A 26,749-nucleotide genomic window follows, 5' to 3' on the forward strand; every position below is an offset into this window, starting at 1 on the left:
CGGCGGAAATTTACGAATGGGTAAGACATGAGAGCTGATCTTGCGGCGAGCTACGGCGAAGAACGATTGCCACGCTACACGAGCTATCCGACCGCGCCGCATTTTTCCACGGCGGTCGGATCGGACGCCTACGCCCGTTGGCTGGCGGAGCTGCCGGCGGGCGCCAGCGCCTCACTCTATCTCCACGTGCCGTTCTGCCGCGAGATGTGCTGGTATTGCGGCTGCCATACCCAGATCGTGCGCCGCGACGAGCTCATCGCCGGCTATCAGCGCACGCTGCGCAACGAGATCGAGCAGGTCGCCGAAACCATCGGTCGCCGCATCAAGGTGGAGCACATCCATTTCGGCGGCGGCACGCCGACGATCATGCAGCCGGAAGCTTTCGCCGAGTTGATGGCGACGATGCGCCAGAAGTTCTTCGTGCTGCCCTCGGCCGAGATCGCGGTCGAGATCGATCCCCGCACATTGACCGCCGACATGGTCGATGCCATGCGGCTCTCCGGCGTCAACCGCGCGAGCCTTGGCGTGCAGAGCTTCGATCCCGTGGTGCAGCGGGCGATCAACCGCGTGCAGAGCTTCGAGCAGACGGCTTCCGTGGTCGACATGCTCCGGCGCGCCGGCATCGAGGGACTCAATTTCGACCTGATCTACGGGTTGCCGCACCAGACCGTCGCGTCGTGTCTGGATACCGTCCGGCGCAGCCTCACGCTCGCGCCCGACCGCTTCTCCGTGTTCGGCTATGCTCATGTGCCAAGCTTCAAGAAGCACCAGCAGATGATCAACGAGGCTGTGTTGCCGGACGGCCTCGCGCGCCACGACCAGGCCTGCGCGATCGCGAATGCACTGAAGGAGGCCGGTTACGTGCAGATCGGGCTCGATCATTTCGCGCGGCCCGGTGACTCCATGGCCGTGGCCTTCGAGGAACGGACGCTGCGGCGCAATTTTCAGGGCTACACCACTGACAAGAGCGAAGTCCTGCTCGGTTTCGGCGCCAGTGCGATTGGGCATTTGCCGCAGGGTTACGTCCAGAACGAGGTGCAGATCGGCGCCTATGCGCAGAGCATTGCCGCCGGCCGTCTCGCCACCGCCAAGGGCTATGGGCTCACCGACGACGACCGGCTGCGCGCCGACATCATCGAACGCATCATGTGCGAGTTCAGCGCCGATCTCGGCGACATCTGCGCGCGCCATGGCGCGGAGGCGGCGGCGATGCTGAACTCGGCGGCACGTCTGAAGCCACTGATCTCCGACGGCATCGTGAGGTTGGACGGCAACCGCCTCGCAGTCGCAAAAGATTCCCGCTTCCTGGTCCGCAGCGTCGCGGCCGCGTTCGACGCGCATCTCAATCCGGCGAAGCAGCTGCACAGCCGGGCTGTGTAGCTGGTCATTCGGGGCCGCGCGAAGCGCGAGCCCGGAATCCATTCCTCCATGTCATCCGCTGCACGATGGATTCCGGGCTTGCGCCAAAAGGCGCGCCCCGGAATGACGGCGGAGGAACGGGCAACAGCTTGCGCTCCAACAAAGAAACTCAGGTCACCTCCGTTATCGTCGTGTCGGAACGGAGTTGCCCATGTCTTTCGGATCCGACGATCTGGTCGATGACATCATGCGTACCGCGCCGCACACGATCCGCGTGTTTCTGGCCTTCAGGATGGCTTGTGTCGGTTGTCCGATCGCAACCTTCCACACTGTGGATGATGCCTGCCGCGAGCATGGCATCGACCGCGAAAAATTCCTCGCCGCGTTGTGCGATTGCGTGCCGGCGTGAAGCAGTCTCGAATTCGCGCGGGCGCGCGCGGATTCCCGGGTGAGGGACGGCTTTCGCCGTAAGCGGAAGCGCCCCTCACCCCTATCTCGATCCCTATCCTGGTCCCTATCTTGGGCGGAGACGCCCCGGTGCGGCTGTGTCACGCCGCGCCGCTGTCGGCGCTCCGCTCTGCCAACACGACGATCCTGTGCGGATCGCGCAGGATGATGCGCTGACGGCCGCTCTCGACGAGGCCTTGGCTCTCCCAGCCGCTCAGGATGCGGCTGACGGTGTGCAGCGTGGTGCCGGTCATCTGCGCGATGTCCTGGCGGCTGATCGGGAAGTCGATCTCGATGCCGTGGTCGAGCTTCTTGCCGGACTGTTTGGCGAGACGCAGCAGCGCATGGGCGACGCGCTGCTCGACCTGCTGGGTCGACATTTCCAGGATGCGGGTGTGGCTCTCCTGGAGGCGCGCGCCGACGGTCTGGAGCGTGTTCGCGGCCAGCGAGGGAAATCGCTCGACCAGCCGCGGCCAGGCCGAGGTTGGCCATATCAGCACCACGCTGTCATCGACCGCGATCGCGGTCGCGGGATATTGCACGGCTCCGATCGCCATGGCGAGCCCGAACGTTTCGCCGGGCGCGACGTAGCGGACCACGATCTGCTCGCCGGTCGGCGTGGTCTTGGCCGCGCGGACATGGCCGTGCAGCAGCAGGAAGAAGGACTGCGCATCCGCCCCCTGCTCGAAAATGGCGCTGTTCTTGGGATAGCGCGCCGAACGGGCCTCACGCAGGATCTCATCCAGAGCTTCCGGCGTGACCCCGGCAAACAGCGGCAAATGCGCAACCAGCGATGTGTCGACCTTGGCCATTCTGCCTCCTTGGCATCAGGGAGTGTGATGGCACCTGCAATCGTCCGATAGTTTGCGATAGCGCAAAACGGGACGGCTGAGTGGCAGTATTTTTCCAGACAACGGACTGAATTTTATTGGAGTTGACCCATGGCTGGCGCCCGATCCCGCAACTTTGAGGGCTGGCCGCTGTTTGCGAACAGTTTTCGGCCCTTTTTCCTGCTCGCCGCGATCCAGGCGGGGCTATCGATCCTGGCCTGGCTGCCGATGTTCTACGGTGAATTGTCGGTGAGTTCCGCATTCGCGCCGCGCGACTGGCACGTCCACGAGATGCTCTATGGCTTCCTGCCGGCTGTCATCACCGGGTTCCTGTTCACGGCCATCCCGAACTGGACCGGGCGGCTGCCGATCCAGGGCACCTCGCTGGGGGCGTTAGTGATGGTCTGGCTTGCCGGGCGTATCGCGGTGACGTTGTCGGCCGATACCGGCTGGGCGTTTGCGCTTCTCGTCGATGCCGCCTTCCTGGCGCTGGTCGTCGCCGCCGCGGCGCGCGAGATCATCGCAGGCGGCAACTGGCGCAACCTGCCCGTGGTGGCGCTGGTGTCCGTTCTGCTCGCCGGCAACGTCGCTTTTCATCTCGAGGCGCACTACCAGGGCGCTGCCGATGTCAGCATCCGCGTCGGCATCGGTGTGGTCATGCTGCTGATCTCGCTGATCGGAGGCCGCATCATTCCGAGCTTTACCCGCAACTGGCTGGTCAAGTTCAATCCCGGCCGCCTGCCGGTGCCGTTCGGACGCTTCGACGGCGCAGTGATCGGATGCAGCGCGCTCGCGCTCGTCTTCTGGATCGTGGCGCCGCTGAATGTCGTCACCGGTGTCCTGATGGCGCTGGTCGGCGGGCTGCATCTGGTGCGGCTTGCGCGCTGGGCGGGTGATCGCACGTTTGGCGAGCGACTGCTGGTGATCCTGCATATTGGCTACGTCTTCGTGCCGCTCGGCTTCATCCTGCAAGCCGTCGCTGTTTTCGGGGCGCTGCCGCCAAGCGCCGGCATCCACGCCTGGATGGCGGGCGCGGCGGGAACCATGACACTGGCGGTGATGACCCGCGCGAGCCTCGGCCATACCGGACAGGCGTTGACCGCTTCGCCGGCGACGCAGGCAATCTATGCTGCGATCATCATCGCGGCCCTGGCCCGGGTCGCCGCCGTGGTGTTGCCCGCGCATAGCGATGTGTTGTTGCACATCGCCGCCTGCGGTTGGCTCGTCGCGTTCCTCGGATTTGCCGTCGCGTTCGGCCCGCTGCTCGCCGGCAGCCGGCGGCGTGCCCTCGCCACGATGGGCGTGCCTGCTCCGGCGCGCTGAACTCAAGCTGCGGTCGCCGAGGGCGCATCGGGCGGCGGCGTCGGAGGCCGAACGCCCTTGCGCCAGTCGGTGACGGTGCAGCCGAACCGGCCGCGGAACCAGCGCGCCATGGCGCTCTGCGCGGAGAAGCCGAGCTGCATCGCGATGTCAGCCAACGGCCGGCCGGGGTCCTCGATCAGCTGGATCACGAGATCGGCACGTTGCGCATCCAGGATGGCCGAAAAGCTGGTGCCTGCGGCAGCGAGGTGGCGGTGGATGGTGCGGCGGGTGCAGGCAAGATGCTCGGCCACGCGCTCGACCGTGCAGTCGCCGCTGGCGAGCAGGGTCCGCACGACCTCGTCGACCTTCCCCTCCCAGCTTGCGGGCCGGGTTTCGATCGCCTCGATCCGCTTGCGCAGATAGCTTGCGATCAGCGGATGCGCGCTCGGGATCCGGCGCTCCATGTCGCGCGCCGAGAGCAGGATCGCATCGTGCTCGGCGTTGAAGGTCACGCGGCAGCCGTAAAATTCGCGGTAGCGCTTGCGATTCGCGGCGGCGGGTAATGCAGCTGGACCTCCTGCGGCCGCCAGTTTTGGCCATGCAGCGATTGGATGATGCGGTGGATGCTGCCGAGCGCCATGTCGATCGCCTGGCGCGGCGCGCTCGGCCGCCTGCCGCGCAGGTGCAGCGTGACCGTCACGATCTGCCGGTCGCGCGCAACATCCAGCCGCATGCCGTCATGATGGATGTGGATGAAGCGCGAAAATGCGTCGATCGCCTCGCCGACAGTCGCCTGTTCGCGCACGATCAGGCCGACCGCACCGAAATTGGTCAGGCCGCCGCGCTCGGCGAGACGCAAGCCGAAATCTTCGGCGCCGGAGGTCTCCGCCGACAATTCGAGCAGACGGCGCAGGCCTGCGACGGCAATGGGCGTATCGGGCTTGTCGAGGCAGGCCAGCGGCAGCCTGGCCTTGCGCATCATCTGTTTGGGATCGAGCCCCACCGACCGGGCGATTTCCGGGTAATAGCTCAAGCCTGCGCTGCGAACGAGGTCGGTCATGCGAACCGTTCCTGCCAGCCATTCCCGCAGATGTCCCGAAATGTAAAATTTCTGTCTCGATCCGTCAAATCCAGGAACCGGCCGGAACATACATAGGGGAAACCGAAGCACTGGCGTGAATGCTGTGCTCACGACGACGCGGCAGGGCGATGCGGCCCGCTTTCCGTCTCGGACCCATTTGACCAAGACATTGCTGGATCGGGATTATGCCGGGGAACATGCTTTCCAAGGGCGAGGTATTCGTCATCGACACCGACGCTGCCTCCCGCGAACAACTTTCGACCGCGCTCCAACAGAGCGCCTATGACGTGATCTGCTTCGCTGACGGTGCCTCACTCCTGTCCGAAGCAAAGGCACGCATGCCGGCCTGCGTGCTGATGGAGCTGCCACCCGATCGCTCCGGCCTCGACATGCTCAGGCGCCTGCGCGAGGAAAATTGCATGGCGCCTGTGCTGGTGACCTCGGCGAATGGCAGCATCGCCATGGCGGTCGACGCCATCAAGAGCGGCGCGACCGACTTCATCGAAAAGCCTTTCCGCACCCACGACATCATCGGCCGGATCGATGCCGCCATCGACGAATTCGCGCAGCCCGGCACGAGCCGGCAGCGCTGGCTGCCCGGCTGCGAGCCCTTGACCGAGCGTGAGGGCGACGTGCTCGAGCACCTCGCGGCCGGCCTGACCAACAAGGAGATCGCCCGGCGCATGCATCTGAGCGCACGGACCGTCGAGGGCTATCGCGCCGGCGTCCTGAAGAAGGCCGGGGCCAAGAACGTGACCGATCTGCTCCGCCGCATCTTCGGCCAGGGGTAGCCCACCAGGCCTGAGGCCTGCCGCGGGCGATACGTTCCGCAGCCTTGGTGCCGCCGCGGCGGCGCCCCACGGAAACCCCAATCGAACCAGTTCCTTCCCTGCCGCGTCCAACCATGTTGGCGAGGCATTTGATCGCGCGCGTCCGGCTGGCGGCGCGGCGATACGGCAGGAGGGACTTCATGCGCATCACCGCAAGATATTTGGCAACGACAAGCCTGGTTCTGGTCACCATGGCGGCGGCCTCGCCATCATGGGCCGCCGATTTGGACGCTACATCGGCGATCGATACGGTCACGGTTTACCCCGATGGCGCCACTGTCACCCGCGTCATCACGGTCGATTTGCCGTCCGGGGATTCGACGCTGGTCGCCAAGGATTTCCCGCTTGGTCTCGATGCCTCCTCCATCCGGGTCGAGGGTGAGGGCGGCGCAAAGCTCACCATCGGCACGATCGATGCGCGGTCGCCTCGCGCCGCGCCGGTCAATCTGCCCGAGCTGGAAAAGCGCATCGAGGCCTTGAACGATCAGCGCGCCGATTTGCAGGGCGCGATCGACTCGGCGAATGCGCGGCGCAAGTTTGCGGAGCACTTTGCGGAAACCTCTCCCGCGGGGATCGGCGACAAGGGTGAGGCGCGGCCGATCGCCGAATGGCGCGCGGCCTTTGCTGCGGTCGGCGAAGAAATTGCGAGCGCCGACACCGTCATCCGCGATGCCACGCGCAAGACGCGGGAAATCGACCGGCAGATCGCCCAACTCGAGGTCGAGCGCAAGGCCAAGCCGCCGAGCAAGCTCGAGATTCGCATGGACGTTGCCGCGACTGCTGCGACGAAGGCGACGCTGCGCGTGACTTACGCCGTGCGCAATGCGCGCTGGATGCCGCTCTATGACGCTCGGCTCGACACGGGCGCCAAGGATCGCAAGCCGCAGCTCGAGCTGATCCGCCGCGCCGAGATCACGCAATCGACCGGCGAGGATTGGTCCAACGTGACGCTCGGCGTCTCCACGACCCGCATCAGCCGCGGCGGCAGTGCGCCGGAGCTGCATTCGCTGGTCGCGCAATATCCACAGGTGCCGAAGCCGCTGGCAGCAGGTTCGGTCTCCGATCTGGCGCGGCCCGCGCCGGTTCTGCGACAGATGCAATCGCCAGCGATGGCCAAGATTGCGGAAGCGGCCGAGCCGCGCGAACGTGCCGACGAGCAGCAGGCAATTGCCGAGATCGGGGATTTCCAGGCGACGTTCAAAATTCCCGGCCGCGTCAGCCTCGGCGCCGCCGAGGGCGCCAAGAGCCTGCGGATTGCAGCGATGACGGTGCCCGCCGACCTGGCGGTCCGCGCCGCACCGGTGCTGGACCCGACCGCCTTCCTCGAAGCCAGCTTCAAGCAGACCGATGACACGACGCTGCTGCCGGGCAAGGTCGCGATCTACCGCGACGGCGTCTTTGTCGGTCGCGGCAAGCTCTCCGCTTCCGCCAAGGACGACATCGTCCGCCTCGGCTTCGGCGCCGACGACAAGGTGAGAATCGAGCGCGCCGTGCTCAAGCGCAATGAGGGCTCGGCCGGTCTCCTGGTCACGACGTCCAAGACCGACGAGCGTACGTTCAAGACCACCATCCGCAACGGTCATGATTTTCCGATCAAGGTTGCGATCGAGGATCAGTTGCCGGTCAGCGAGAGCGAGGACATCGTCGTCGAAATGCTACCCGCGACCACGCCGCCGACCGCCAGCAACATCCGTGACCGCCGCGGCGTGCTGGAATGGTCGTTCGACGCCAGGCCGGGCGAAGTCAAGGATATCAACTTCGCCTGGCGCATCCGCTGGCCGAAGGACAAGAGCATGGTGATCGTCCCGGCGGGGTAGGTTGCTGGCCACGAACGAGGTGCGCTCCCTCGCCCCGCAAGGGAGCGCACCTTCATCGTGGCGGCGCCGCCGCCCGCATCGACTGCGGAAGCACGTAAGGCACGCCGTCGTCGCCTTGATGGACAACGGCATCGATCTCGAAGATCTCGCGGATGGTTTCGCGGGTGACGACATCGGCGCGCGAGCCATCTGTGGCGAGCTTGCCGCCAGCCAGCACGACCAGCCGGTCGGCGAAGCGGATCGCGAGATTGAGGTCGTGCATGATCGCGATCACGGCCGTGCCGCCGGCCGCACGGCGGCGGGCGGCTTCGACGAGGTCGATCTGGTGGCGCAGATCCAGGCTCGAGGTCGGCTCGTCCAGCAGCAGAAGTCCCGGGCCGTGCTCGGCTTCGCCGCAGGCGAGCTGCACCAGCACGCGGGCGAAATGGGCGCGCTGCTGTTCGCCGCCTGATAGCGTCGGCAGTTGCCGTTCGCGGAAATGGGCTAGCCCAACCTCGTCGAGGGCCGCGTCGACGAGCGCGCCTGCTTCACGCGCGCTGCGCTCGCCCGCGCCCATCAGCACGATCTCCTCGACGGTGAAGGGGAAGGTGACGTTGATGTGCTGGGACAGCATTGCGCGCCGTGCGGCGAGCTCGCACGGCGGATAGCTGCTGATATCGCGCTGTTTCAGGCGCACCGCACCCTCGTTCGGGCGGAGATCGCCGGAGAGCAACCGCAGCAGCGTCGACTTGCCGGCGCCGTTCGGGCCGATGATCGCGACCATCTCGCCGGCCGCAACCGTCAGGTCGACGCCATCGAGCAGCGTCGCGCGGCCGGCGCGCTTGCTCAAGCCGCGCGCCTCGATCACGGCGCTCATAGCGAGGCCAGCCCGCGCTGCCGCAGCAGGATGAAGAGGAAGACCGGCGCGCCGACCGCTGCGGTCAGGATGCCGATCGGCATCTCCGCCGGCGCCACGATGGTGCGCGCCAGCGTGTCGGCGCCGACCATCAGGATCGCGCCTGATAGCACCGAGGCCGGCAGCAGCAGTCGATGCGCAGGTCCAATGACGAGACGGAGCAGATGCGGCACGACGATGCCGACGAAGCCGATAACGCCGCTGATCGACACCGCGACGCCGGTCATGGCGGAGACCATGACGATCGAGATTCGCTTGAGACGCTCGACGTCGACGCCGGCGTGAAAGGCGTCGGCCTCGCCGAGCACCAGAAGATCGAGGCCGCGCGCGATGAAGGCACAGGCGCCAAGCCCGATGATGAGGATGGGCGCCAGCATGGCGGCCTTGGTCCAGGTCGCCCCGCTCATCGAGCCCAGCAGCCAGAAGGTGATGTCGCGGAGCTGGCGGTCGTCGGCGACGAACACCAGCAGCCCGATGCCGGCATTGGCGATGGCGGTGATGGCGACCCCGGCGAGCAGGAAGACCGCGATCGAGGTGCGCCCCGAGCGGCTCGATATGCCGTAGAGGATCGCAGTCGTGGCCAGCGATCCCGCGAATGCCGCGAGCGGCAGGAGCTCGGTCTGGAGGAAGCGCAGCGTCTCGCCGAAGCGCGAATCGGTGAAGACGATCGCGCTTGCGGCTGCGAGCGCGCCGCCGCTGGAGACACCGACCAGCGCGGGATCGGCGAGCGGATTGCGAAACAGCCCTTGCATGATCGCGCCGGCGGCCGCGAGCAGGCCGCCGACCATCGCCGCCGCCGCGATCCGGGGGACGCGGATCGACCACAGCACGAGCTGGTCGCGGGCCGTCATCGCCGTGCTTTCGCCTGATAGGCCGAGTGCGGCAGGCAGGCGGGAGAGGGGAATGCCGGCGGCGCCGAAGCTCAGCGCCACGATCGCGGCGACCGCGAGCACCGCGATCAGAAGAGGGATTGCGAACGATGCGGACCGCCGCCGCGCGCTGGGGCGTCGTTCCGAGCCGCGCGCTTCCATGCCGATCGCCACGCTCATTGCCGGCAATTCGCCGCCGACAGCGCCGAGGTGAAGGCAGCGCCCGGTTCGGCCAATCCCGGATAGAGTTTCACCGAAAGGTCGCGCGCCGCCGCCGCCGTCCGTGGCCCGAAGCCGAGCAAATAGAGCCCGTCCATGGTGATGAGGCTCTTGTTGGCCACGACCGGCGTCAGGGCGAAGCCGGGATGGGCATAGATCGCGTCGGCCTGCAGCGAGTCCTTACCGCGCTCGATCGACAGCACCACGTCGGGTCTTGCCGCCGCGATCGCCTCGTCACCGATGATCTTGTAGCCGTCGAAATCGTCGACGGCATTCGCGGCGCCGGCGAGCTGGATGATCTCGTTGGCCGCGGTCTTGTGGCCGGCGACCATGGCGCGCCCGTTCTGGAGCGACATCACGAATATCACGCGCACCGGCTTGGTCACCTTGGCGCGCAGGGCGCGCAGCTGGGCAAAATCGGCGCCGACCGCGGCGCTCAGGCACGCGGCGCGTGCGTCGACACCCATGGCGTGGCCGACCAGCCTTATCTTCTCGATCAGTCCGTCCTCGGAGAAGGTGTCGGGCACCAGCACCAACGGCACTTTCGCCGTTTCCAGGATCTCCATGGTCGCGTGCGGGCCCGAGCCCTGAATCGCCAGGATCAGGGTGGGATTGAGACCCAACACGCCTTCGGCGGAGATCTGGCGCATGTAGCCGACATTGGGTTTGTCTTGCAGCGCCGCCGCTGGATAAAGGCTGGTGGTGTCGACGCCGACCAGCCGGTTCTCGAGCCCGAGCGCATAGATGATCTCGGTGATGGCGCCGCCGATCGAGACCGTGCGCGCGAAGTCGGTCACGGCGACGTCGCGATTGCGCGCGTCATGCACGGTGATGCCGGCGGCGTGCGCGGCAGAGGCGAGCGCGATCGTGCTGGAGAGCAGGAGGCTTGCGAGGGTGCGACAAAATGTCATTACAGGTTACTTCGTCAGGATCAGCTTGTTCTGCGAGGTCAGGCGAAGCCGATAGTTGTCCTCGCCGTGCGCGATGATGATCTCGCGCTCGACCGCAAACAGCTCGCGACTGTCGATCCGGCTCCCACGCATGGTGAGGGTTCGCGTTGTCGCAGAAGGGCTTCCTGCCGACCCCGCCGCGTCGCCGCTGCTGTCTCCTGATGTTGCCGACATGTTGGGTGTGATGCGCTTTCGAAACTCTGGAGTTCTGCTTGTTTGTATAAGCGGCACGAAGCGCATTCCAACGGCCGCAATTTACAATCGATATAAACTGCAAGCTGATGTCATTGACCGTCAGAGTGTTGCCACGTAACCAATTATGGCGGCGGGGTGACTTGCCCGCGTCTCGAGAAAATCAGCCAGCCAGTCGTTCGCGTTGCGAACGCACGCCAGCCAAACGACCTGAAAAAATAGAGTGAAGTGCAGGCTGGGGCTGATATGGCTGACGGGGCTAGGTATTCGCGCGCCTTGATTTTGGGCGCGTCGGTGGTTTCATTTGCGGCAATGACGACGGAGAGCGGTCTTGCGCAGACCGCCGCGCCGCAGGCCGAAAGTGCGTCGACGGAACGGCCGAAGCAGGCCAGGCGCAAGCCGACCAAGCCGCTGGTCGCGCAACAGGCAGCGCCGGAGGTCCTCAACGCCCGAGCCCAGGCCGGCGGCACCGCGCCGGTTCAGACGCTCGACACCATCACGGTCGCTGCAACGAAAACCAAGGAGCGCGCGATCGATGCGCTCGCGCCGGTCAGCTCCATTTCGCTCGACCAGATCCAGGGTCTTCAGCCGAACCGGCTGTCGAGCATCTTCTATGCTGTACCCGGCGTGTCGTTCCAGGAACGCGGCGACGATCCCGCGACCGTCATCAACATCCGCGGCCTGCAGGATTTCGGCCGCGTCGCCGTGGTCGTCGACGGCGCGCGGCAGAATTACCAGCGCACCGGCCACAACGCCAACGGCTCCTTCTTCCTCGATCCCGAATTGATCGGCGGGGTCGACGTCGTGCGCGGTCCGACCGCCAACATCTACGGCTCCGGCGCAATCGGCGGCCTGGTCTCGTTCCGCACCAAGGACATCGACGACGTGCTACGTCCTGGCGAGCGCTGGGGCGTCGATCTCTCCGGCTCCTACGGCTCTAACAACAATCGCGGCCTCGGCTCGGTCTTCGGCGGCGTGCGCGCCACGCCCGACGTCGATATCTTCGGCGGCGCGGTCTATCGCACCCAAGGCAATTACAAGGACGGCAACGGCACCGAGATCGGCAACACCGGCAACCAGGTCGAGGCCGGGCTGATGAAGCTCACGGTGCGGCCCGCGATCGGCCACGAGGTCAAGTTCGGCGCCGTCTTTCAGGACTACCAGTACGATGTCGGCCAGTTCAACCGCGGCCCGGTCGCGACGGCGGCGCAGCGCGCGCTGTATCAGGGCTCGTCGGTCTATGCGTCCGACACCAAGAACTACACCGGAACGGTGACCTGGAACTATTCGCTGCCGAGCGACAATCTGTTCGACTCGCACATATCGGTCTACGGCAATCGCACCGACAACGACCAGACCAAGACCTATCACTACTCGACATCCGGCGCGGCCTATTGCGGCGCCGGCAATGTCGGCAACAACATCTCCGGCTGTGTCGGCGACAAGCGCGGCTATGTCCTCGATACGTTTGGCTTCGACGCCAACAACACCACGCGCTTCAACGTCGGCGACTGGCGTAATGCCGTGACCTACGGCGTCGACGCATTCCAGGATGACGTCATCACGACCGACAGCCGCGGCAATTCCAACATCACCACGCCGGGCGGTATCCGCACCGTGTCGGGCGGCTTCATTCAACTGAAACAGAACTACAACACCTGGTTCGAGGCGGTGAGCGCGATCCGCTATGACCGTTACAATCTGCAGTCCGGCGGTACCAATGCGAGTGGCGATCGCTTCTCGCCCAAGATCACCCTCGGTGTGACGCCGGTCCCGGGCTTCCAGCCCTATGTCAGCTACGCCGAAGGCTATCGTGCCCCATCGATCACCGAGACGGTGATCTCCGGCGCGCATGCTAACGGCGGCAGCCCGATCAACCTGCCTTGCCCGGATGGGACAACGGGTCTGTTCTGCTTCCTGCCAAATCCGAACCTGCGGCCGGAGGTCGGCAAGAACAAGGAAGTCGGCATCAACCTCAAATACGACAACATCTTCACCGCGTCCGACTCGTTCCGCGGCAAGATCAATCTCTTCCGAAACGACGTCTCTGACTACATCGAGGCGGTCTCGTTCAACCCCGTTGCGACGATGTTCGGCACGTTCAACCAGTTCTACCAGTACCAGAACATCGCCAATGCCCGCATCCAGGGTTTCGAGGCCGAGACGATGTACGATGCCGGCAGCTGGTTCATCGGTGTCGCCGGTCATTACATCCAGGGCAAGAACGCTGTCACCAATGTCGGGCTCGCGACCATCACCCCGCGCAAGGTCGTCACGACCGGTGGCGTCCGCCTGCTCGATCGCACCCTGATCCTGTCGGCGCAATGGGCCTCGTTCGGTGCCAACAACGATGTACCCGTCGGCTATCTGCCTGCGACCGGCTACGAGCTGGTCAATTTGTACATGACCTACAATGCGACCAGGGACATCGTGTTCACGGCTTCGATCGACAATCTCTTGAACCAGTACTACCGGCCTTACGCCATTCCCGGCAGCTCGACCGACGGCACGTCGCAGAACGACGTGCTGTGGTCAGCCCCGGGACCGGGCAGGGTCTACAAGGCCGGCATGAAGATCCACTTTGGAGGTGCGTAGCCGCCAGCTTCGCAGCACCACATCTCCGCCGGGCCGCGCTGATGCTCCAGCGCGGCTTCGGCGTGTTTCGTTTTGATCAGAAGGAGAGACTTTGATGTTCATCGCCATGAATCGTTTCCAGGTGAAGAAGGGCGCGGAGACCGCGTTCGAAACCGTCTGGGCCACCCGTGAATCCTATCTTGGCAGCATGCCGGGCTTCGTCGAGTTTCACCTGCTGAAGGGCCCTGAGGCCGCGGACCACACGCTCTATTCGTCGCACACCACCTGGGTCGACAAGGCGGCGTTCGAGGCCTGGACGCGCTCGGACCAGTTTCGTCGTGCCCATGCCCGCGCCGACAACTCGACCGGCGAGAGCCTGTATCTCGGCCATCCCAAGTTCGAAGGCTTTGAGGTGATCCAGAGCGAGCGCAAGGCCGCGGCCGCCTAGATTGCAATGGCAGAGGAGCCGGACATGTTGAGCACCGATCTTGCCGATCTCAGGGCCCATATGGCCGACAATCCGGGCGCGGTGATCGAGGACGTTGCGCGCCAGCGCAAGGTCACCCCGCGCAGCGTGATCGAGGCGCTGCCATCCTCCATGGTGCATATTGGCGGCGGCGAGCATTTTGCCGCCGCCATGCAGGACATCGCGGAGTGGGGCGAGGTCACGCTGATCGTGCACACCGATGACGCGATCTTCGAGTTCACGGGCGCCATTCCCGCGGGCGAGATCGGCCGCGGCTACTTCAACCTGATGCAGCCGAAGGGTCTGCACGGCCATCTTCGCCACGAGCGCTGCGCGGGCGTCGCCTTCGTCGAGCGCCCGTTCATGGGCAAGTCGTCGGCCTTCGTCGCGTTCGTGAACGCCGACGGCGGCATCATGTTCAAGGTCTTCGTCGGTCGCGACGAGACAAGGGCGCTGCGGGCTGATCAGCTGGCGCGGTTCCGGCAGCTCGCGGCCCGGATCGCGGCGCAGCCGGCTGCGTAGCTTTCTTTTGTTGTCGGGAGATCAGGATGCAAGGCAAGTCCAGGCTTCGGCAAATGGTCGTTGCAATCGCGCTGGCGCCGACACCGGCCTTCGCGATCGACGAAGCCCTGTTACCGCGCAATCTGTCGCCCTGGGGCATGTTCGTCAGCGCCGACATCATCGTGAAGACGGTGATGATCGGGCTCGCCGTCGCCTCGCTGGTGACATGGACGGTGTGGCTCGCCAAGACCATCGAGCTGCGTCGCAAGGGTGCACTCGCCTTGCGGCGGACGCGCGCGCTCGAAGGCAACATGACACTGGCCGAGGTATCGTCACGGGCCGGTGACGCGCGCGACGCCGTCGCCCAGCTGATCCAGTCCTGCGCCAGGGAAGCCGAGCTCTCCGGCGGTATCCTCGACGACGGCCTCCAGGAGCGGGTGGCGCTGCGGCTCGAGCGGGTGGAGGCGGCAATGTCCAGACAGATCGCGCGCGGCACCGGCGTGCTCGCGACCATCGGCGCCACCGCGCCCTTCGTCGGCTTGTTCGGTACCGTCTGGGGCATCATGAACGCCTTCATCGGCATCTCCGAGAGCCACACCACCAGCCTCGCGGTGGTCGCGCCGGGCATCGCGGAGGCGCTGCTCGCCACCGCGCTCGGCCTCGTCGCGGCGATCCCGGCGGTGGTGATCTACAATCATCTGGTCCGCGGTATCGCCAATTACCGCGCGCTGCTCGGCGATGCCTCGGCGCAGCTGATGCTGCTGGTCAGCCGTCAGCGCGACCACAGGGAGTTCCGCCTGGCGCGGGCGGCGGAGTAGGCTCATGGCTGCGAAGCTCGGCGCGCGCGGGGGATCTCCGCTCAAGCGCGGTGACCCGGATGATCTCGACGTCGTCAACGAGATCAACGTCACGCCGTTCATCGACGTGATTCTGGTGCTGCTGATCATCTTCATGGTGGCAGCCCCACTTGCCACCGTCGATATCGGTGTCGAGCTGCCCGCGACCGCAGCCGAGCCGGCGCCGCGGCCGGACAAGCCGACCTTCGTGACGGTGAAGCCGGATCTCACAATTGCCGTTGGCGAGGACACGATGGCCCGCGACGGTCTCGCCGCCGCCCTCGATGCCGTCATCAAAGGCCGTAAGGACGAGCGCATTTACCTGCGCGCCGACAAGGCCGTCTCCTACGGCGACCTGATGGAGGTGATGAACACCCTGCGTAACGCCGGCTACCTCAAGGTCGCCCTCGTCGGCCTCGACGGACGCAACTGATGGCCGCGAACGCCTTTGCCCTGCACGAGCCGCTTCGAGAGCGCGAGACCGCGCGCTGGGGCGCATCGGCGGCGGTGATTGTGGCGCTGCACATCGCCGCCGCACTGCTGGCGATGAACTGGATCAGGTCGCAGCCCGAGCAAGGTGTCAACATGCCGGCGATCCTCATCGACATGACGCCGGAGACATCGGCGCCGCAGTCGACACCGCTCGATATTGCGCCGGGCCCCGTGATGGAGCAGGCGGATGCGTCGCCGCCGGAGCCGATGCAGCAGCAGGCCGTCGAAGAGACGATCGCGCCGACGCGGCCGCAGGAAAAGCCGGACGTGGTTGCGCCGCCGGAGCAAAAGCTGGAGCCGGCTCCGCCGAAGCCCGAGCCGGTGCAAGTCGCGCCCGTGGAGAAGCCGGCACCGGCAAAGCCTCGGGTGGTACGTCCCGACGCTCGGAAGCCGTCGGATGCGCCGCCCGCGCCGCGTACCAGCGCTCCGCCACGTGCCGAGCGCCAGGCTCCGCTGGCATCCGCCGTGAGTGCCGGCTCAGTTGCTTCGGCGATGGCAACCTATTATCAGCGCGTGCGCGCGCACCTCATGCGCTTCCACCAGTATCCGACGAGTGCGAATGGTCAGAGGGGCGTGGTCAAGCTGAGCTTCACGCTCGGCCGTGGCGGTCAGGTGCTGTCCAGCCGCCTCGGGGGCTCTTCGGGTGTGGCGGTGCTCGATGCCCAGGCCATGGCCATGGTGCGTCAGGCCCAGCCATTTCCACCGGTGCCGTCCGAAATCACTTATGCGACGATTCCCATCAACGTGGGCGTCGCGTTTGGTAATTGATTTGCGACGAACTCCTCCCCCGCGCGAAGCGGGAGAGGAGCATAGCGTCAGCCTATTTCGCCTTCAGGAAGTCCGCGACTTCGAGCAGCATGAACTCGTCGTCGTCGGCCTTGTTGGGATCGCGGCTGGAGGAGAACGGCAGATTGTTGTCGTTGCCGACGATGATGTGGGTGTCGTCGACGCGATCGACGTTCTCGATGGTGAAGAACGGGAAGGTGTAGACGCCGTCGTTGAGCGGCTTCCTCGCCTTCTTGTCGGGATCCCTGATCTTCATGAGGTCGATATAGCCGATCTTGCGCACGGGCTTGCCGACATTGGCTTCGGTGAGCTCGATCTTGTAGATGCGCTTGAACTTGGCAAGATCCGGAAAACAGGTCTCGCCGCGGGTGCCTTGCGGGCAGGCCTTGTCGGCGGTGCCTTCGCCGTTGTCGCGCTCGATGATGAGGCCGGAGGCTTGATCGATCATGTTGAAATCGCCGATGGCGTTGCCGTTCTGCTCGAACACGTATTGCCAGTAGCGGCCGGTGAATTTTTCCGCGGCGACGTCGAATTCGAGGATGCGGGAGGCTTCCTTGCCGTCGACCTTCTCCCAGTCCTTTTTCTCGGCATCCCACAGCGGTCCCTCGAGCAGGCCGTAGAGGAATTTGCCGTCCTTGGAGGACGCAAAGCCCTCATAGCCCTTGGAGCGGCGGAGGTTGACGTTGGTGTAGGTTGCGCCCGGCGCGCCCGGCGTCGCCACGGCCCAATTGTCCGGCGACCGCACCGGCTTGCCGTCGGCAACCGTGTCGAACACGGCCAGGATCTTGCCTGACTTGTCGGCCTTCAGGATGTAGGGGCCGAACTCGTCGCCGATCCAGAAGGTATCGCCGATGATCTGGAAGCCTTCGGTGTCGAAGTCGGAGCCGGTGAGATAGCGCCTCTCGGTGTCCTCGTGCACGATGCGGAACGGGACCTTCTTGTCGGGGTCGTGCAGGAAGATGGTCTCCTGACGATCGATCTTGCCGCTCGCCCAATCCATCTTGTAGCGGTTCAAATACAGCATCGAATCCGGCGAGTTGGCGCGCGCGCCCATGCCGTTGTCGGTGATGACCCAGAAGCTGCCATCGGGCATGGTCTTGATGCCGGAATGGCCCTGCAGCGGCTGGCCCTTGAACGGCAGCGACACGCCGGTCGCGCGCTCATAGGACTTGCCCATCACGGTGCCGAGCGCGTCGACCCGCTTGCCGGTGGTATATTTCCCCGAAGTCTTGAGATCGGCGGGGGCGTCGGCGGGGGCGTCGATGAAGGTGGCAGCCGGCATCACCACGTGGCCGGCGAGCTTGGCGGGGAATTCACCTTCGCTCTGCGCGAGCGCTGGGCTCGCGGCGAGAATGATCGTTGCGACGGTGCTGAGAAAAGTCGCGCGCATGTGCGTCTCCTGTTGGCGGACGCTCGCCTTATGCTGTCAGCGTGTTGCAGTTTTGTGAAACCGGGCCAAACGCCGCAGCCGCGATCTACTCCTTCACCGCGCCGGTCAGCGAGGATACGTAGTAGTCCACGAACAGCGAGTAGAAGATCGCGACCGGCAGCGATCCCAGCAGCGAGCCAGCCATCAGCGCACCCCACTGATAGACGTCGCCGGTGACGAGCTCGGTCAGGATCGCAACCGGCACGGTCTTGTTGGCACCGCTCTGGATGAAGGCGAGCGCGTAGATGAACTCGTTCCAGGACAGCGTGAAGGAGAAGATGCCGGCCGAGATCAGCCCAGGCACCGCCAGCGGCAGCGTGATCCGCCGCAGGATCTGGAGGCGTGTTGCGCCGTCCACTAGCGCGCATTCCTCGAGCTCATAGGGGATCGACTTGAAGTAGCCGATCAGCAGCCAGGTGCAGAACGGCACCAGGAAGGTCGGATAGACCAGGATCAGCGCAAGAGGACTGTCGAACAGGCCGAACTGCACCACGACGGTGGCGAGCGGAATGAACAGGATCGACGGCGGCACGAGATAGGCCAGATAGATGCCGAGGCCCACATAAGGACTGCCGCGGAAGCGCAAGCGCTCGATCGCATAGGCGGCAAGCGTGCTCGCGATCAACGACAGCGTGGTCGAGCCGATTGCCACCAGCATCGTCGTCTTGAGCCAGCGCGGATAGGCGGTGTCGAACAGCAGATGCTTGATGTGGGCAAGCGTCGGCGAGGAGATCCAGAACGGATTATGGTCCTTGTAGTTCATCAGCTCCGCGTTCGGCTTGAACGAGGTGATCGCCATCCAGTAAAACGGGAACAGCAGGATCAGCACGAAGCAGCCGAGCGGCAGGTAGATCATCATCAGCCGCCGCAGCCCGGAATCCCAGGCCATGGTGTCCGGTGCCGCCTTCGCGTCGGCCACAGTGGCGGTTTGCGCGACGGTGTCAGTCATTGGCCTCTCCCTGCTGCCATTTGCGGCGCGCCAGGCCGAAATAGGAGAACAGCGTCGCGAATATCAGGAACGGGATCATCGACACCGCGATCGCCGCACCTTCGCCGAGCTCGCCGCCGGCGATGCCGCGCTGAAACGCCAGCGTCGCCAGCAGATGGGTCGAGTTGACGGGTCCGCCGCGGGTGATGGCGTAGACCAGCTGGAAGTCGGTGAAGGTGAAGATGATCGAGAACGTCATGACGATGGCGAGGATCGGCATCATCATCGGGAAGGTGATGTAGCGGAAACGCTGCCAGGCGCTGGCGCCGTCGAGCATCGCGGCCTCATAGAGCGAGGGTGAGATGGTCTGCAGACCGGCCAGCAGCGAGATCGCGACGAAGGGAATGCCGCGCCAGATGTTGGCGGCGATCAGCGAGAAGCGCGCCGGCCAGGGCGAGCCGAGGAAGTCGACATTGCCCGACCGCCAGTGCAGCACGTCGACCAGCAAATAGGAGATGATCGAGAATTGCGGATCGTAGATCCACCAGAACGCCAGCGCCGAGAGCACGGTCGGCACGATCCAGGGCAAGAGGATGATCGCACGCAGGATGCTCTTGAATGGAAAATGGTTGTTGAGCAGCAGCGCGAGCCAGAAGCCGAGCGCGAACTTCCCGAAGGTGGCGATGCCCGTATAGACCACGCTGTAGAACACTGCGTTCCACCACAAGGGATCGGTGAGCAGATACTGGAAATTCTCCAGGCCCACGAAGACGCCGCGACGGCCGATCGTGGTGTCGGTGAAGGCGAGCCAGATGCCGAGGCCGAGCGGGTAGGTCAGGAACACCGAGAGCAGCCCGATCGCGGGCGCCAGGCACATCACGATCAGGAACGGCTTGTAGTCGAACAGCCGCACCAGCCAGTTCGGTTGCCGCTGGGCAAGTACGGGAGAGGAGAGTGTCGTCACGGACATTAATGTGTTGTCCTATCGTTGAACGTCACCACACCGTCATTGCGAGCGAAGCGAAGCAATCCAGTCTGTCGCCGTGGCTGCAGTCTGGATTGCTTCGTCGCAAATGCTCCTCGCAATGACGACGGTTCTATCGTCGCGCGTTACCGCTGCCGCCGGAAGTACCGCTTGCAGCGCTGCTCGGCTTCCGCGGCGGCGGCCTCCGGCGTGGCCGCACCGGTCGCAACGGACGCGCACATCTGAATCAGCACGTAGTCGGCGCTGACGGCTCCGGTCGCCGTCGAGATCGGGCCCTTGTAGCCGTCATAGTAAGTGCTGTTCATCGTGTCCTTGAACAGCTTCACCTTGGGATCCTGCGACCACACCGCGGCCTCGGCATAGGCGGCGAGCGGCTGCGACCAGTAGCCGGAGTTGGCGTTGAGCCAGGGCTCGTACTGGTCCTTTTCCAGCATGTATTGCAGGAAGGCCTTTGCGGCGTTGGGGTACGGGCTGTGCTTGAACACCATGGCATTGAGGGTCAGGCCCGCCATCGGAGAGACCTTGGCCAGTCCCTTGGGCAGCAGCTGATGCTCGCTGTCCTCGGCGATCGCCTTGGTCGCCGGGTCGTTCTTGAGCGAGAAGTACAGCGAGACGCCGTTGGCGGTCAGGGAGATCTCCTGCGAGGAATAGGCGCGGTTGTTGCTGACGTCGTTCCACGACGGCGTGCCGGCGATGAAGGTCGGGTAGACCTGCTTGACCCAGTTCAGCGCCGCGATGGTCTCCTTGCTGTTGATGACGACATTACCTTCCTCGTCGAGCAGGGAAGCATTGTGCGACCACAGCGCCCAATTGGCGAAGCCGTTGCCGTCGCCCTTGGCGTTGCCGAGCGCGAAACCGGCCGGCTTGCCGGCCTTGTGCAGCTTCTGGCACAGGTCGAGGATTCCGGCATGGTCTTCCGGCACCTTGTCGAAGCCGACCGATTGCAGGATCGACTTGCGGTAGATCAGGGGCCCCGCAGTTGCACCGAACGGCAGGCCGATCCAGGCGTCGCTCTTGTTCTTCTTGCCATAGCGCTGCGCAAGCGGCAGCCAGCCGCCATAGCGCTTGCCGACATAATCGGCGACGTCGGTCAGCTCGATCAGCTTGTCGACGTAGATGTGGGGGGCGTCGGAGAAGCCGATGATAATGTCGGGGCCGGCGCCGGAGTTTGAGGTCACCGCGGTCTGCTGGTTGATGTCCTCCCAGCCGACGAAGTCGACCTTGACCTCGACGCCGGTCTCCTTGGTGAACTTTGCTGCATTGGCACGGAACACGTCCTCGTCGGCCTGGACGAAGCGCACCGGGCGCAGCATGCGCAGCGATGCGCCCTTCTCGATCTCGAGCTTGGGTGCCGCCACGTCGGCGGCCTTGATTGTCGATGATGTTGTTTGCGCTGCAGCACCGGTGGCCGCGAGCGTTGCAGCGGATAGGCCCAGCGCCAAGGCATCACGACGTGTGATGTCGTTCCTCATCAGTACCTCCCTATGATGTTCCCTTCCCGGCGTTGATCGCCGGTGAAGGGCCGTTCGGTCGTTGGCGCCTCGGGCGCCGGCCGCCTAGCTGTTCGGCCCGCGATCCATGCTGACGGGTTGCCAGCGGCGGAGCGTGGTGTCTTGCAGCACCGACGGATTGACGCAGCTTACCGGCCACATGCCCTGAAGCACCAGTGACAATTCGTAGCCCACGCGGCGCTTGCGTGCCTCGTCAAACCGTGCCGAGGCCGACGCCACGTGGGCGGTCAGCGTCACGTTCTCCATGCCGAGCAGGGGATTGTTGTGCGAGGGCGGTTCCTTCTCCAGCACGTCGAGCGCGGCGTGCGCGATCCAGCCCTCCTGCAGCGCCTTGATCAGGCTCTCCTCGTCCACGGTGGCGCCGCGCCCGGTGTTGATGAAGATCGAACCCTTCTTCATCTGCCGAAAGTGCTTCTCGGTCAGCATGTGATGCACCTCGGGCCTTGCCGGAGCATGCATCGAGACGAAGTCGGATTGCGACAGCACCTCGTTCAGCGTCGCCGGGATCACGCCGTGGTCGTACATAAGCGTTTCCTGGATGAAGGGATCGTAGGCCATCATGCGCAGGCCGAACGGCGCCGCGCGTTTCGCAACTGCACGCGCGACGCGGCCGAACGAGACGAAGCCGAGCGTCTGGCCCATCAGCCTCGGGACCTTGAGCAGCGCTGGCCGGCCCTCCGCCCAGCGGCCGTCACGCACCATGCGGTCCTGCTCGACCAGGCGGCGGAAGCCGGCGAGCAGCAGCATCATGGCGTGATCGGCGACCTCTTCGATGAAGGTGTCCGGAATGTTGGTGACGGGAATGCCGCGCGCGGTGGCCGCCTTGACGTCGACGCTGTCGACGCCGACCGAGCCGAGCGTGATGACCTTGCAGGTCTGCAAGCTGTCGATGATGGTCTTTGTGATCGGGATGCCCTTGGCATAGATGGCGTCCGCGGTCTTTGCTGCGGCGATGAACCCGGCCTCGTCGGCGGGGGCCTCGATGATCTCGGCGTCGATCGGATCGAGCGCCTCGCGCTCAAAGGAATAGTCGCTGCCCGCGACCGTGAAGCTCGCGCCCTTCGGCGTCACCACCCTGTATTTCGGCATTTTCTCGCTCCCGATTTGGTTTGTCGGTTCTTGTTGTGACCCGCCTCCGCGGGCGGGCCTTTGCGTCTTTTACGCGAAATCGGAGCGGTCGCGTACAATCGTCGGTTGCCGGTGCGGGGATAAATTGCCGCTTTTTGCGGCTGCGTCCGGGCTTCTACGGAGGCGCGTAAGTAACTTGCTAAGGCTCTCTCCCTAAAAGTTGTTTCGATTTCGATCGATCTGTCGCGCGCCCATATCCCATTATTGCCGGAGCTAATCGTGAAGTTGAGCAATCTGAAGATCGCCCCGAAGCTCGGCATCCTTGTCGGCGTCACCTTGTTCGGCCTGTGCATCTCCGGCGTCCTCGCCGGCTATCTGATGAAGCGCGAGATGGTGAATGCGCGCATCGATCAGGCCAAGGCGATCGTCGAGCTGGCACGCAACTATGCGGGCGCTCTGAAGAAGCGCGTCGACGCCGGCGAGCTGACGAAGGACGCGGCCATGGCCGAGCTTCGCCGCTACGGCAATTCGATGACCTACGACAACGGCGCGGGCTATCTGTTCGGTACGTCGTACGAAGGCATCACGCAGCTCGCGCCGGATCCCAAGCAGATCGGCACCAATCGCATGGATGTCGTGACCAACGGCCGCAAGCTGTCCGTCGAGCTGATGGACGGCGTCAAGGCCAACGGTTCGATCCTGCTGCATTATGAATATATGAAGCCCGGTCAGCCGACGCCGATCCGCAAGATCGGCTACGCGGTGGCGGTGCCCGGCTTCGACATGTATCTCGGCACCGGCGCTTATCTCGACGACATCGACGCCAAGATGGGCCCGGTCTATTGGCTGCTCGGCTTTGCCATGCTCGGCATTTTCGTTGTCGCCGGCAGCGTCGCTTGGCTGATCGGCCGCGGCATCAGCCGCCCGCTGGCGCTGCTCGGCGCCCGCATGAAGGATCTCGCCGACGGCAAGCTCGAGGGCGACATACCCGGCGTTGGCCGCGGCGACGAGGTCGGCGCGATGGCCTCCACCGTCCAGATCTTCAAGGACAACGCGGTCCGCATCCGCGACCTCGAAAGGACCGAAGCCGATGCCAAGGAGCGCGTCGCGGCCGAACGTCGCAGCGCGATGGAGGGCATCGCCAGCGACTTCGAACGCAGCGTCAACGGCATCGTCCGCTCGGTCTCCTCGGCCGCGGCCGGCATGCAGACGACGGCGCAGTCGATGACCGCGACCGCCAGCGACGCCTCCTCGCGCGCGGCGACGGTCGGCGCGGCCTCGCAAAAGGCCTCCGGCAATGTCGGCACGGTCGCGGCGGCCGCCGAAGAGCTGTCGAGCTCGGTTGCGGAAATCTCCCGCCAGGTGACCCGCTCGACCGAAGTCGCCAGCCGTGCCGTCAGCGACGCCGAGCGTACCAACGCCACCGTGCAGGTGCTTTCGACCGGCGCCGAGAAGATCGGCGAAGTCGTCAAGCTGATCCATTCGATCGCCGCGCAGACCAATCTGCTCGCGCTCAACGCCACCATCGAGGCGGCACGCGCCGGTGAATCCGGCCGCGGTTTCGCGGTCGTCGCCTCCGAGGTCAAGGCGCTCGCCAACCAGACCGCCAAGGCGACCGAGGAGATCTCCGCGCAGGTCGCGGCGATGCAGACCTCGACCAGCGACGCGGTCACGGCCATCTCCGGCATCACCCAGACCATCGCCGAGATGAGCGAGATCACCGCCGGCATTTCCGCCTCGATCGAGCAGCAGGGCGAGGCGACCCGCGAGATCGCCCGCAACATCCAGTCCGTCGCGGCGGGCTCCAGCGAGATCAACGCCCATATCGGCAGCGTCACCTCCGCTGCGGAAGCGACCGGCACCGCGGCCACCGACGTGCTCTCCAACGCCCGCGAGCTGGACAACCAGTCCGGCGCGCTGCGCAGCGCCGTCGACGGCTTCCTCGCCAAGGTGCGCGCGGCGTAGATTCTTGCACTGAATTCGTAGGGTGGGCAAAGCGAAGCGTGCCCACGACTTGTCGCTATTTCGGACCGATGGTGGGCACGGCGCAAGTGCGCCTTTGCCCACCCTACAAGAGCAGTGCCCCGGGCGCAGCGTCACGACGTGCCGCCGCGTCCGGGACACGAGACCGTCCTACTGCTTCTCGATCTTCGCGTTCGTGATCAGCTTCTCCCACAGCACGAGTTGTTCGTTCACGAACGTGCCGAGCTGCTCCGGCGTGCCCGAGAACGCGTCCATGCCGAGCGTGGCGAGCTGGGCCTTGATCTCCGGCTTCTCGACGATCTTCCGGATCTCGGCGTTGAGCCGGGTCACGATCTCCTTCGGCATGCCGGCGGGGCCGAAATAGCCCTGCCAGGACGAGATGTCGAAGTCCGGCACGCCGGCCTCCTGCATCGAGGGCAGGTTTGGCACCAGCGGCGAGCGGTCCTTGGTGGTGACGGCGAGCGCGCGCAGCGCGTTGCCGTTGACGTGGGGCAGGCCGGTCAGGATGTCGACGAACATCATCGAGACGCGGCCGCCCATGACGTCGTTGAGCGCCGGCGGCGAGCTCTTGTAGGGCACATGCAGCAGGTCGAGCCCGGCATTGTGCGCAAAGGTCGCACCCGAGACGATCGCGGAGGACGATCCCGAGGCGTAGCTCAGCTTGCCCGGATTGGCCTTGCCGTAGGCGACCAGCTCGCCGACGGTCTTGGCCGGCACTTCCGGATTGACGACCAGCATGAAGGGCAGGTCGCCGGTGCGCGCGATCGGCGTGAAGTCCTTGACCGGATCGTAAGTGAGGTTCTTGAGCAAATAGGGATTGGCGGAATGCGTGGTGTTGGTCGTCACCAGCAGCGTGTAGCCGTCGGGGGCCGCCTTCGCGACATAGCTTGCGGCGAGCATGCCGTTGGCGCCCGCCTTGTTCTCGATCACGATGCCGACGCCGAGCGCCTGCGACAGATGCTGCGAGATCAGCCGTGTCGTCGTGTCAGTGCCGCTGCCGGCCGCGAACGGCAAAACCAGCGTGATGTTGCGGCTCGGATAATTGTCGGCCTGGGCCGTGGATGCGGCGGCGAGGCACAATGCGGCCGCTCCGGCGGCACGCAGGTTTCGAATCAGCCCTGAAAGCATGTTTGAACGTTCCCTCTTTTTGGTTGGCGGGGAACCTAGCGCCTCCTCGTCGAAATCGGAAGGCGCGAGTTTGTCGCCTTGTCTCCGCGTCGCGGAATTACTTCACCGCGGAGCCCTGGCGTGAGGCGATCACGACGCCGGCGAGCACCAGCGCGTAGCCGATCAGGTGGAACGGCTGCAGCTTTTCGCCGAGCAGCAGGATCGCCATCGCCGAGCCGAACACCGGCACCAGATGGAAGAACGGCGCGGCCCGATTCGGGCCGATCAGCGCGACGCCGCGGTTGAAGAAGAGATAGGCCAGCGTCGAGGGAAAGATCAGGATGTAGCCCAGCGTCGCCAGCGTCGTTCCGTCGAATTGCAGCACGCGGCCGCTTGCGGCCTCCCAGATCGCGGTCGGCAGCAGCATCGTCGCGCCGCAGCAGGTGGTGAAGGACAGGAAGGACAGCTGGTGGATCTTGGGCCGGCGCGGGATGAAGGCCGAGTAGATCCCGAACGCCACCAGCGAGGAGGCGAACATGATGTCGCCCCTGTTGAAGCTGATGCTCGCGAGCGCGGCGAGATCGCCGCGCAGGATGATGATCAGCACGCCGAGAAGCGAGATCGCGATGCCGGCGAACTGCCCGCCCGTCAGCCGCACGCCGAACAGCACCAGCGACCACAGCGCCACGAACAAGGGGCCTGCCGACTGGATCAGCAGCGCGTTCAGCGCCTCCGTGTATTGCATCGCCCAGTACGAGATCGCGTTGTTGAAGGCGAAGCCCACCAGCGACAGGAACAGCATCAGCGGCAGACTGTTGCGCAAGGCGGGCCAGTCGCGCTTCAGATGCGGCCAGGCGAACGGCAACAGGATCAGGAAAACGCCGAACCAGCGGATCGTGGTCACCGTCAACGGCGGCACATGCGCGCCGACATGACGCGCCAGCACGATATTGCCGGCCCAGAACAGCGAGCTCAGGCTGAGCAACAGATAAGGCTGGTTGTTGAGCCAACTGGCCGGATTGGCGGTCTTTGGCGCGGGCGGAGCAATCGTCATTGGCGTTGGACGAAAGCTTGCGCCGGATTGCCGTCGCCGCACAAGCCACGTGGCCGCAATGCTACAATGCAGGCAAACCCTGAGGAGCGCCTTTGGCGGTTAATATGTTGAACATCGCGGGCGCGCGTCTCCCCCTCTCCCCCTGTGGGCCTGTTGCGTAATTCGCCAGTTGTGATTCCCTAGGGCAAAGCCTTGGGGGAATGACGATGGCGGTGAAGCGGACAGGACAGCCGAGCTT

General features: G+C 65.0%; 24 protein-coding genes and 1 pseudogene. 12 read left to right on the top strand and 13 right to left on the bottom strand.

Annotated features, from left to right (window positions below; genetic code table 11):
* Window positions 1-27 precede the first annotated feature (27 nt).
* Window positions 28-1,380 carry an oxygen-independent coproporphyrinogen III oxidase gene (gene hemN / locus GGD67_RS34775; RefSeq protein ID WP_018317838.1) on the top strand — a complete coding sequence of 451 codons (1,353 nt, stop codon included), beginning with the start codon at window positions 28-30 and terminating at the stop codon, window positions 1,378-1,380.
* 190 nt (window positions 1,381-1,570) lie between these two features.
* Window positions 1,571-1,768 (top strand): DUF1858 domain-containing protein, encoded by a 198-nt coding sequence (locus GGD67_RS34780; RefSeq protein WP_028140266.1) that lies wholly within the window; start codon window positions 1,571-1,573, stop codon window positions 1,766-1,768.
* Between the two features lie 139 nt (window positions 1,769-1,907).
* Here GGD67_RS34780 and GGD67_RS34785 read toward each other — a convergent pair whose 3' ends face one another.
* A complete protein-coding gene (locus GGD67_RS34785; protein WP_018317840.1) occupies window positions 1,908-2,618 on the bottom strand; it encodes a Crp/Fnr family transcriptional regulator in 711 nt (236 codons plus the stop codon).
* Window positions 2,619-2,747: 129 nt separating this feature from the next.
* On the opposite strand from GGD67_RS34785, the gene GGD67_RS34790 reads away from it, so the two are divergent.
* Window positions 2,748-3,959: an NnrS family protein gene (locus GGD67_RS34790; RefSeq protein WP_179739077.1), complete on the top strand. Its 1,212-nt coding sequence runs from the start codon at window positions 2,748-2,750 to the stop codon at window positions 3,957-3,959.
* Window positions 3,960-3,961: 2 nt separating this feature from the next.
* On the opposite strand, the pseudogene GGD67_RS40020 reads toward GGD67_RS34790, so the two are convergent.
* Window positions 3,962-4,998 (bottom strand): annotated as a pseudogene (locus GGD67_RS40020) (AraC family transcriptional regulator).
* Window positions 4,999-5,204: 206 nt separating this feature from the next.
* On the opposite strand from GGD67_RS40020, the gene GGD67_RS34800 reads away from it, so the two are divergent.
* Together GGD67_RS34800 and GGD67_RS34805 are read left to right on the top strand one after the other, a co-directional pair.
* Entirely contained in the window at window positions 5,205-5,810 is a 606-nt protein-coding gene (locus tag GGD67_RS34800; protein ID WP_092254816.1) for a response regulator transcription factor, read from the top strand.
* A gap of 179 nt (window positions 5,811-5,989) precedes the next feature.
* On the top strand, window positions 5,990-7,666 hold the full coding sequence (locus tag GGD67_RS34805; RefSeq protein ID WP_179739079.1) for a mucoidy inhibitor MuiA family protein: 1,677 nt from the start codon (window positions 5,990-5,992) through the stop codon (window positions 7,664-7,666).
* A gap of 52 nt (window positions 7,667-7,718) precedes the next feature.
* Here the strand turns inward: GGD67_RS34805 and GGD67_RS34810 are convergent, their stop codons facing one another.
* Genes GGD67_RS34810 through GGD67_RS39620 form a run of 4 tightly spaced genes read right to left on the bottom strand, consistent with a single transcriptional unit; the run spans window position 7,719 to window position 10,773 of the window.
* A complete protein-coding gene (locus tag GGD67_RS34810) occupies window positions 7,719-8,522 on the bottom strand; it encodes a heme ABC transporter ATP-binding protein (protein ID WP_179739081.1) in 804 nt (267 codons plus the stop codon).
* Window positions 8,519-9,610: an iron ABC transporter permease gene (locus tag GGD67_RS34815; RefSeq protein WP_179739083.1), complete on the bottom strand. Its 1,092-nt coding sequence runs from the start codon at window positions 9,608-9,610 to the stop codon at window positions 8,519-8,521. Before GGD67_RS34815 ends, GGD67_RS34810 begins: the two co-directional genes overlap by 4 nt.
* Window positions 9,607-10,560, bottom strand: coding sequence for a hemin ABC transporter substrate-binding protein (locus GGD67_RS34820; RefSeq protein WP_179739085.1), 954 nt, complete (start codon window positions 10,558-10,560; stop codon window positions 9,607-9,609). Before GGD67_RS34820 ends, GGD67_RS34815 begins: the two co-directional genes overlap by 4 nt.
* A gap of 6 nt (window positions 10,561-10,566) precedes the next feature.
* On the bottom strand, window positions 10,567-10,773 hold the full coding sequence (locus GGD67_RS39620) for a hemin uptake protein HemP (RefSeq protein WP_246784509.1): 207 nt from the start codon (window positions 10,771-10,773) through the stop codon (window positions 10,567-10,569).
* Window positions 10,774-11,037: 264 nt separating this feature from the next.
* Between GGD67_RS39620 and GGD67_RS34830 the strand changes: the two genes are divergently transcribed.
* The 6 genes from GGD67_RS34830 (at window position 11,038) to GGD67_RS34855 (ending at window position 16,428) form a co-directional block, all read left to right on the top strand.
* A complete protein-coding gene (locus tag GGD67_RS34830) occupies window positions 11,038-13,386 on the top strand; it encodes a TonB-dependent hemoglobin/transferrin/lactoferrin family receptor (protein ID WP_179739089.1) in 2,349 nt (782 codons plus the stop codon).
* Between the two features lie 94 nt (window positions 13,387-13,480).
* Window positions 13,481-13,813 (top strand): antibiotic biosynthesis monooxygenase, encoded by a 333-nt coding sequence (locus GGD67_RS34835; protein WP_179739091.1) that lies wholly within the window; start codon window positions 13,481-13,483, stop codon window positions 13,811-13,813.
* A 24-nt stretch (window positions 13,814-13,837) separates the two neighbouring features.
* On the top strand, window positions 13,838-14,353 hold the full coding sequence (gene hutX, locus GGD67_RS34840) for a heme utilization cystosolic carrier protein HutX (RefSeq protein WP_026201918.1): 516 nt from the start codon (window positions 13,838-13,840) through the stop codon (window positions 14,351-14,353).
* Window positions 14,354-14,379: 26 nt separating this feature from the next.
* Window positions 14,380-15,150, top strand: coding sequence for a tonB-system energizer ExbB (exbB, locus tag GGD67_RS34845; protein ID WP_179739093.1), 771 nt, complete (start codon window positions 14,380-14,382; stop codon window positions 15,148-15,150).
* 4 nt (window positions 15,151-15,154) lie between these two features.
* Complete coding sequence (gene exbD / locus GGD67_RS34850) at window positions 15,155-15,601, top strand: TonB system transport protein ExbD (protein ID WP_179739096.1); 447 nt, start codon at window positions 15,155-15,157, stop codon at window positions 15,599-15,601.
* Complete coding sequence (locus tag GGD67_RS34855; RefSeq protein WP_179739098.1) at window positions 15,601-16,428, top strand: energy transducer TonB; 828 nt, start codon at window positions 15,601-15,603, stop codon at window positions 16,426-16,428. Before exbD ends, GGD67_RS34855 begins: the two co-directional genes overlap by 1 nt.
* A gap of 52 nt (window positions 16,429-16,480) precedes the next feature.
* Here GGD67_RS34855 and GGD67_RS34860 read toward each other — a convergent pair whose 3' ends face one another.
* From GGD67_RS34860 to GGD67_RS34880, 5 genes are all read right to left on the bottom strand, one after another.
* A complete protein-coding gene (locus GGD67_RS34860) occupies window positions 16,481-17,836 on the bottom strand; it encodes an esterase-like activity of phytase family protein (RefSeq protein WP_179739100.1) in 1,356 nt (451 codons plus the stop codon).
* An 85-nt stretch (window positions 17,837-17,921) separates the two neighbouring features.
* Window positions 17,922-18,824, bottom strand: coding sequence for a carbohydrate ABC transporter permease (locus GGD67_RS34865; RefSeq protein ID WP_038948453.1), 903 nt, complete (start codon window positions 18,822-18,824; stop codon window positions 17,922-17,924).
* Window positions 18,817-19,773: a carbohydrate ABC transporter permease gene (locus GGD67_RS34870; RefSeq protein WP_018317857.1), complete on the bottom strand. Its 957-nt coding sequence runs from the start codon at window positions 19,771-19,773 to the stop codon at window positions 18,817-18,819. The genes GGD67_RS34865 and GGD67_RS34870 overlap by 8 nt, the downstream gene beginning before the upstream one ends.
* A gap of 140 nt (window positions 19,774-19,913) precedes the next feature.
* Window positions 19,914-21,260 carry an ABC transporter substrate-binding protein gene (locus tag GGD67_RS34875; RefSeq protein ID WP_018317858.1) on the bottom strand — a complete coding sequence of 449 codons (1,347 nt, stop codon included), beginning with the start codon at window positions 21,258-21,260 and terminating at the stop codon, window positions 19,914-19,916.
* Between the two features lie 84 nt (window positions 21,261-21,344).
* Complete coding sequence (locus tag GGD67_RS34880) at window positions 21,345-22,388, bottom strand: C-terminal binding protein (RefSeq protein WP_018317859.1); 1,044 nt, start codon at window positions 22,386-22,388, stop codon at window positions 21,345-21,347.
* Window positions 22,389-22,646: 258 nt separating this feature from the next.
* Here GGD67_RS34880 and GGD67_RS34885 point away from each other — a divergent pair, with 258 nt between their 5' ends.
* Window positions 22,647-24,332, top strand: a complete 1,686-nt coding sequence (locus tag GGD67_RS34885) for a methyl-accepting chemotaxis protein (RefSeq protein WP_026201919.1) — start codon at window positions 22,647-22,649, stop codon at window positions 24,330-24,332.
* A 168-nt stretch (window positions 24,333-24,500) separates the two neighbouring features.
* Here the strand turns inward: GGD67_RS34885 and GGD67_RS34890 are convergent, their stop codons facing one another.
* Entirely contained in the window at window positions 24,501-25,478 is a 978-nt protein-coding gene (locus GGD67_RS34890) for a Bug family tripartite tricarboxylate transporter substrate binding protein (protein WP_092254855.1), read from the bottom strand.
* Window positions 25,479-25,575: 97 nt separating this feature from the next.
* Window positions 25,576-26,511, bottom strand: a complete 936-nt coding sequence (locus GGD67_RS34895; protein ID WP_018317862.1) for a DMT family transporter — start codon at window positions 26,509-26,511, stop codon at window positions 25,576-25,578.
* Window positions 26,512-26,749 lie beyond the last annotated feature (238 nt).

The sequence above is a fragment of the Bradyrhizobium sp. IAR9 genome (assembly GCF_013408065.1).
In the GTDB taxonomy this organism is placed as follows: domain Bacteria; phylum Pseudomonadota; class Alphaproteobacteria; order Rhizobiales; family Xanthobacteraceae; genus Bradyrhizobium.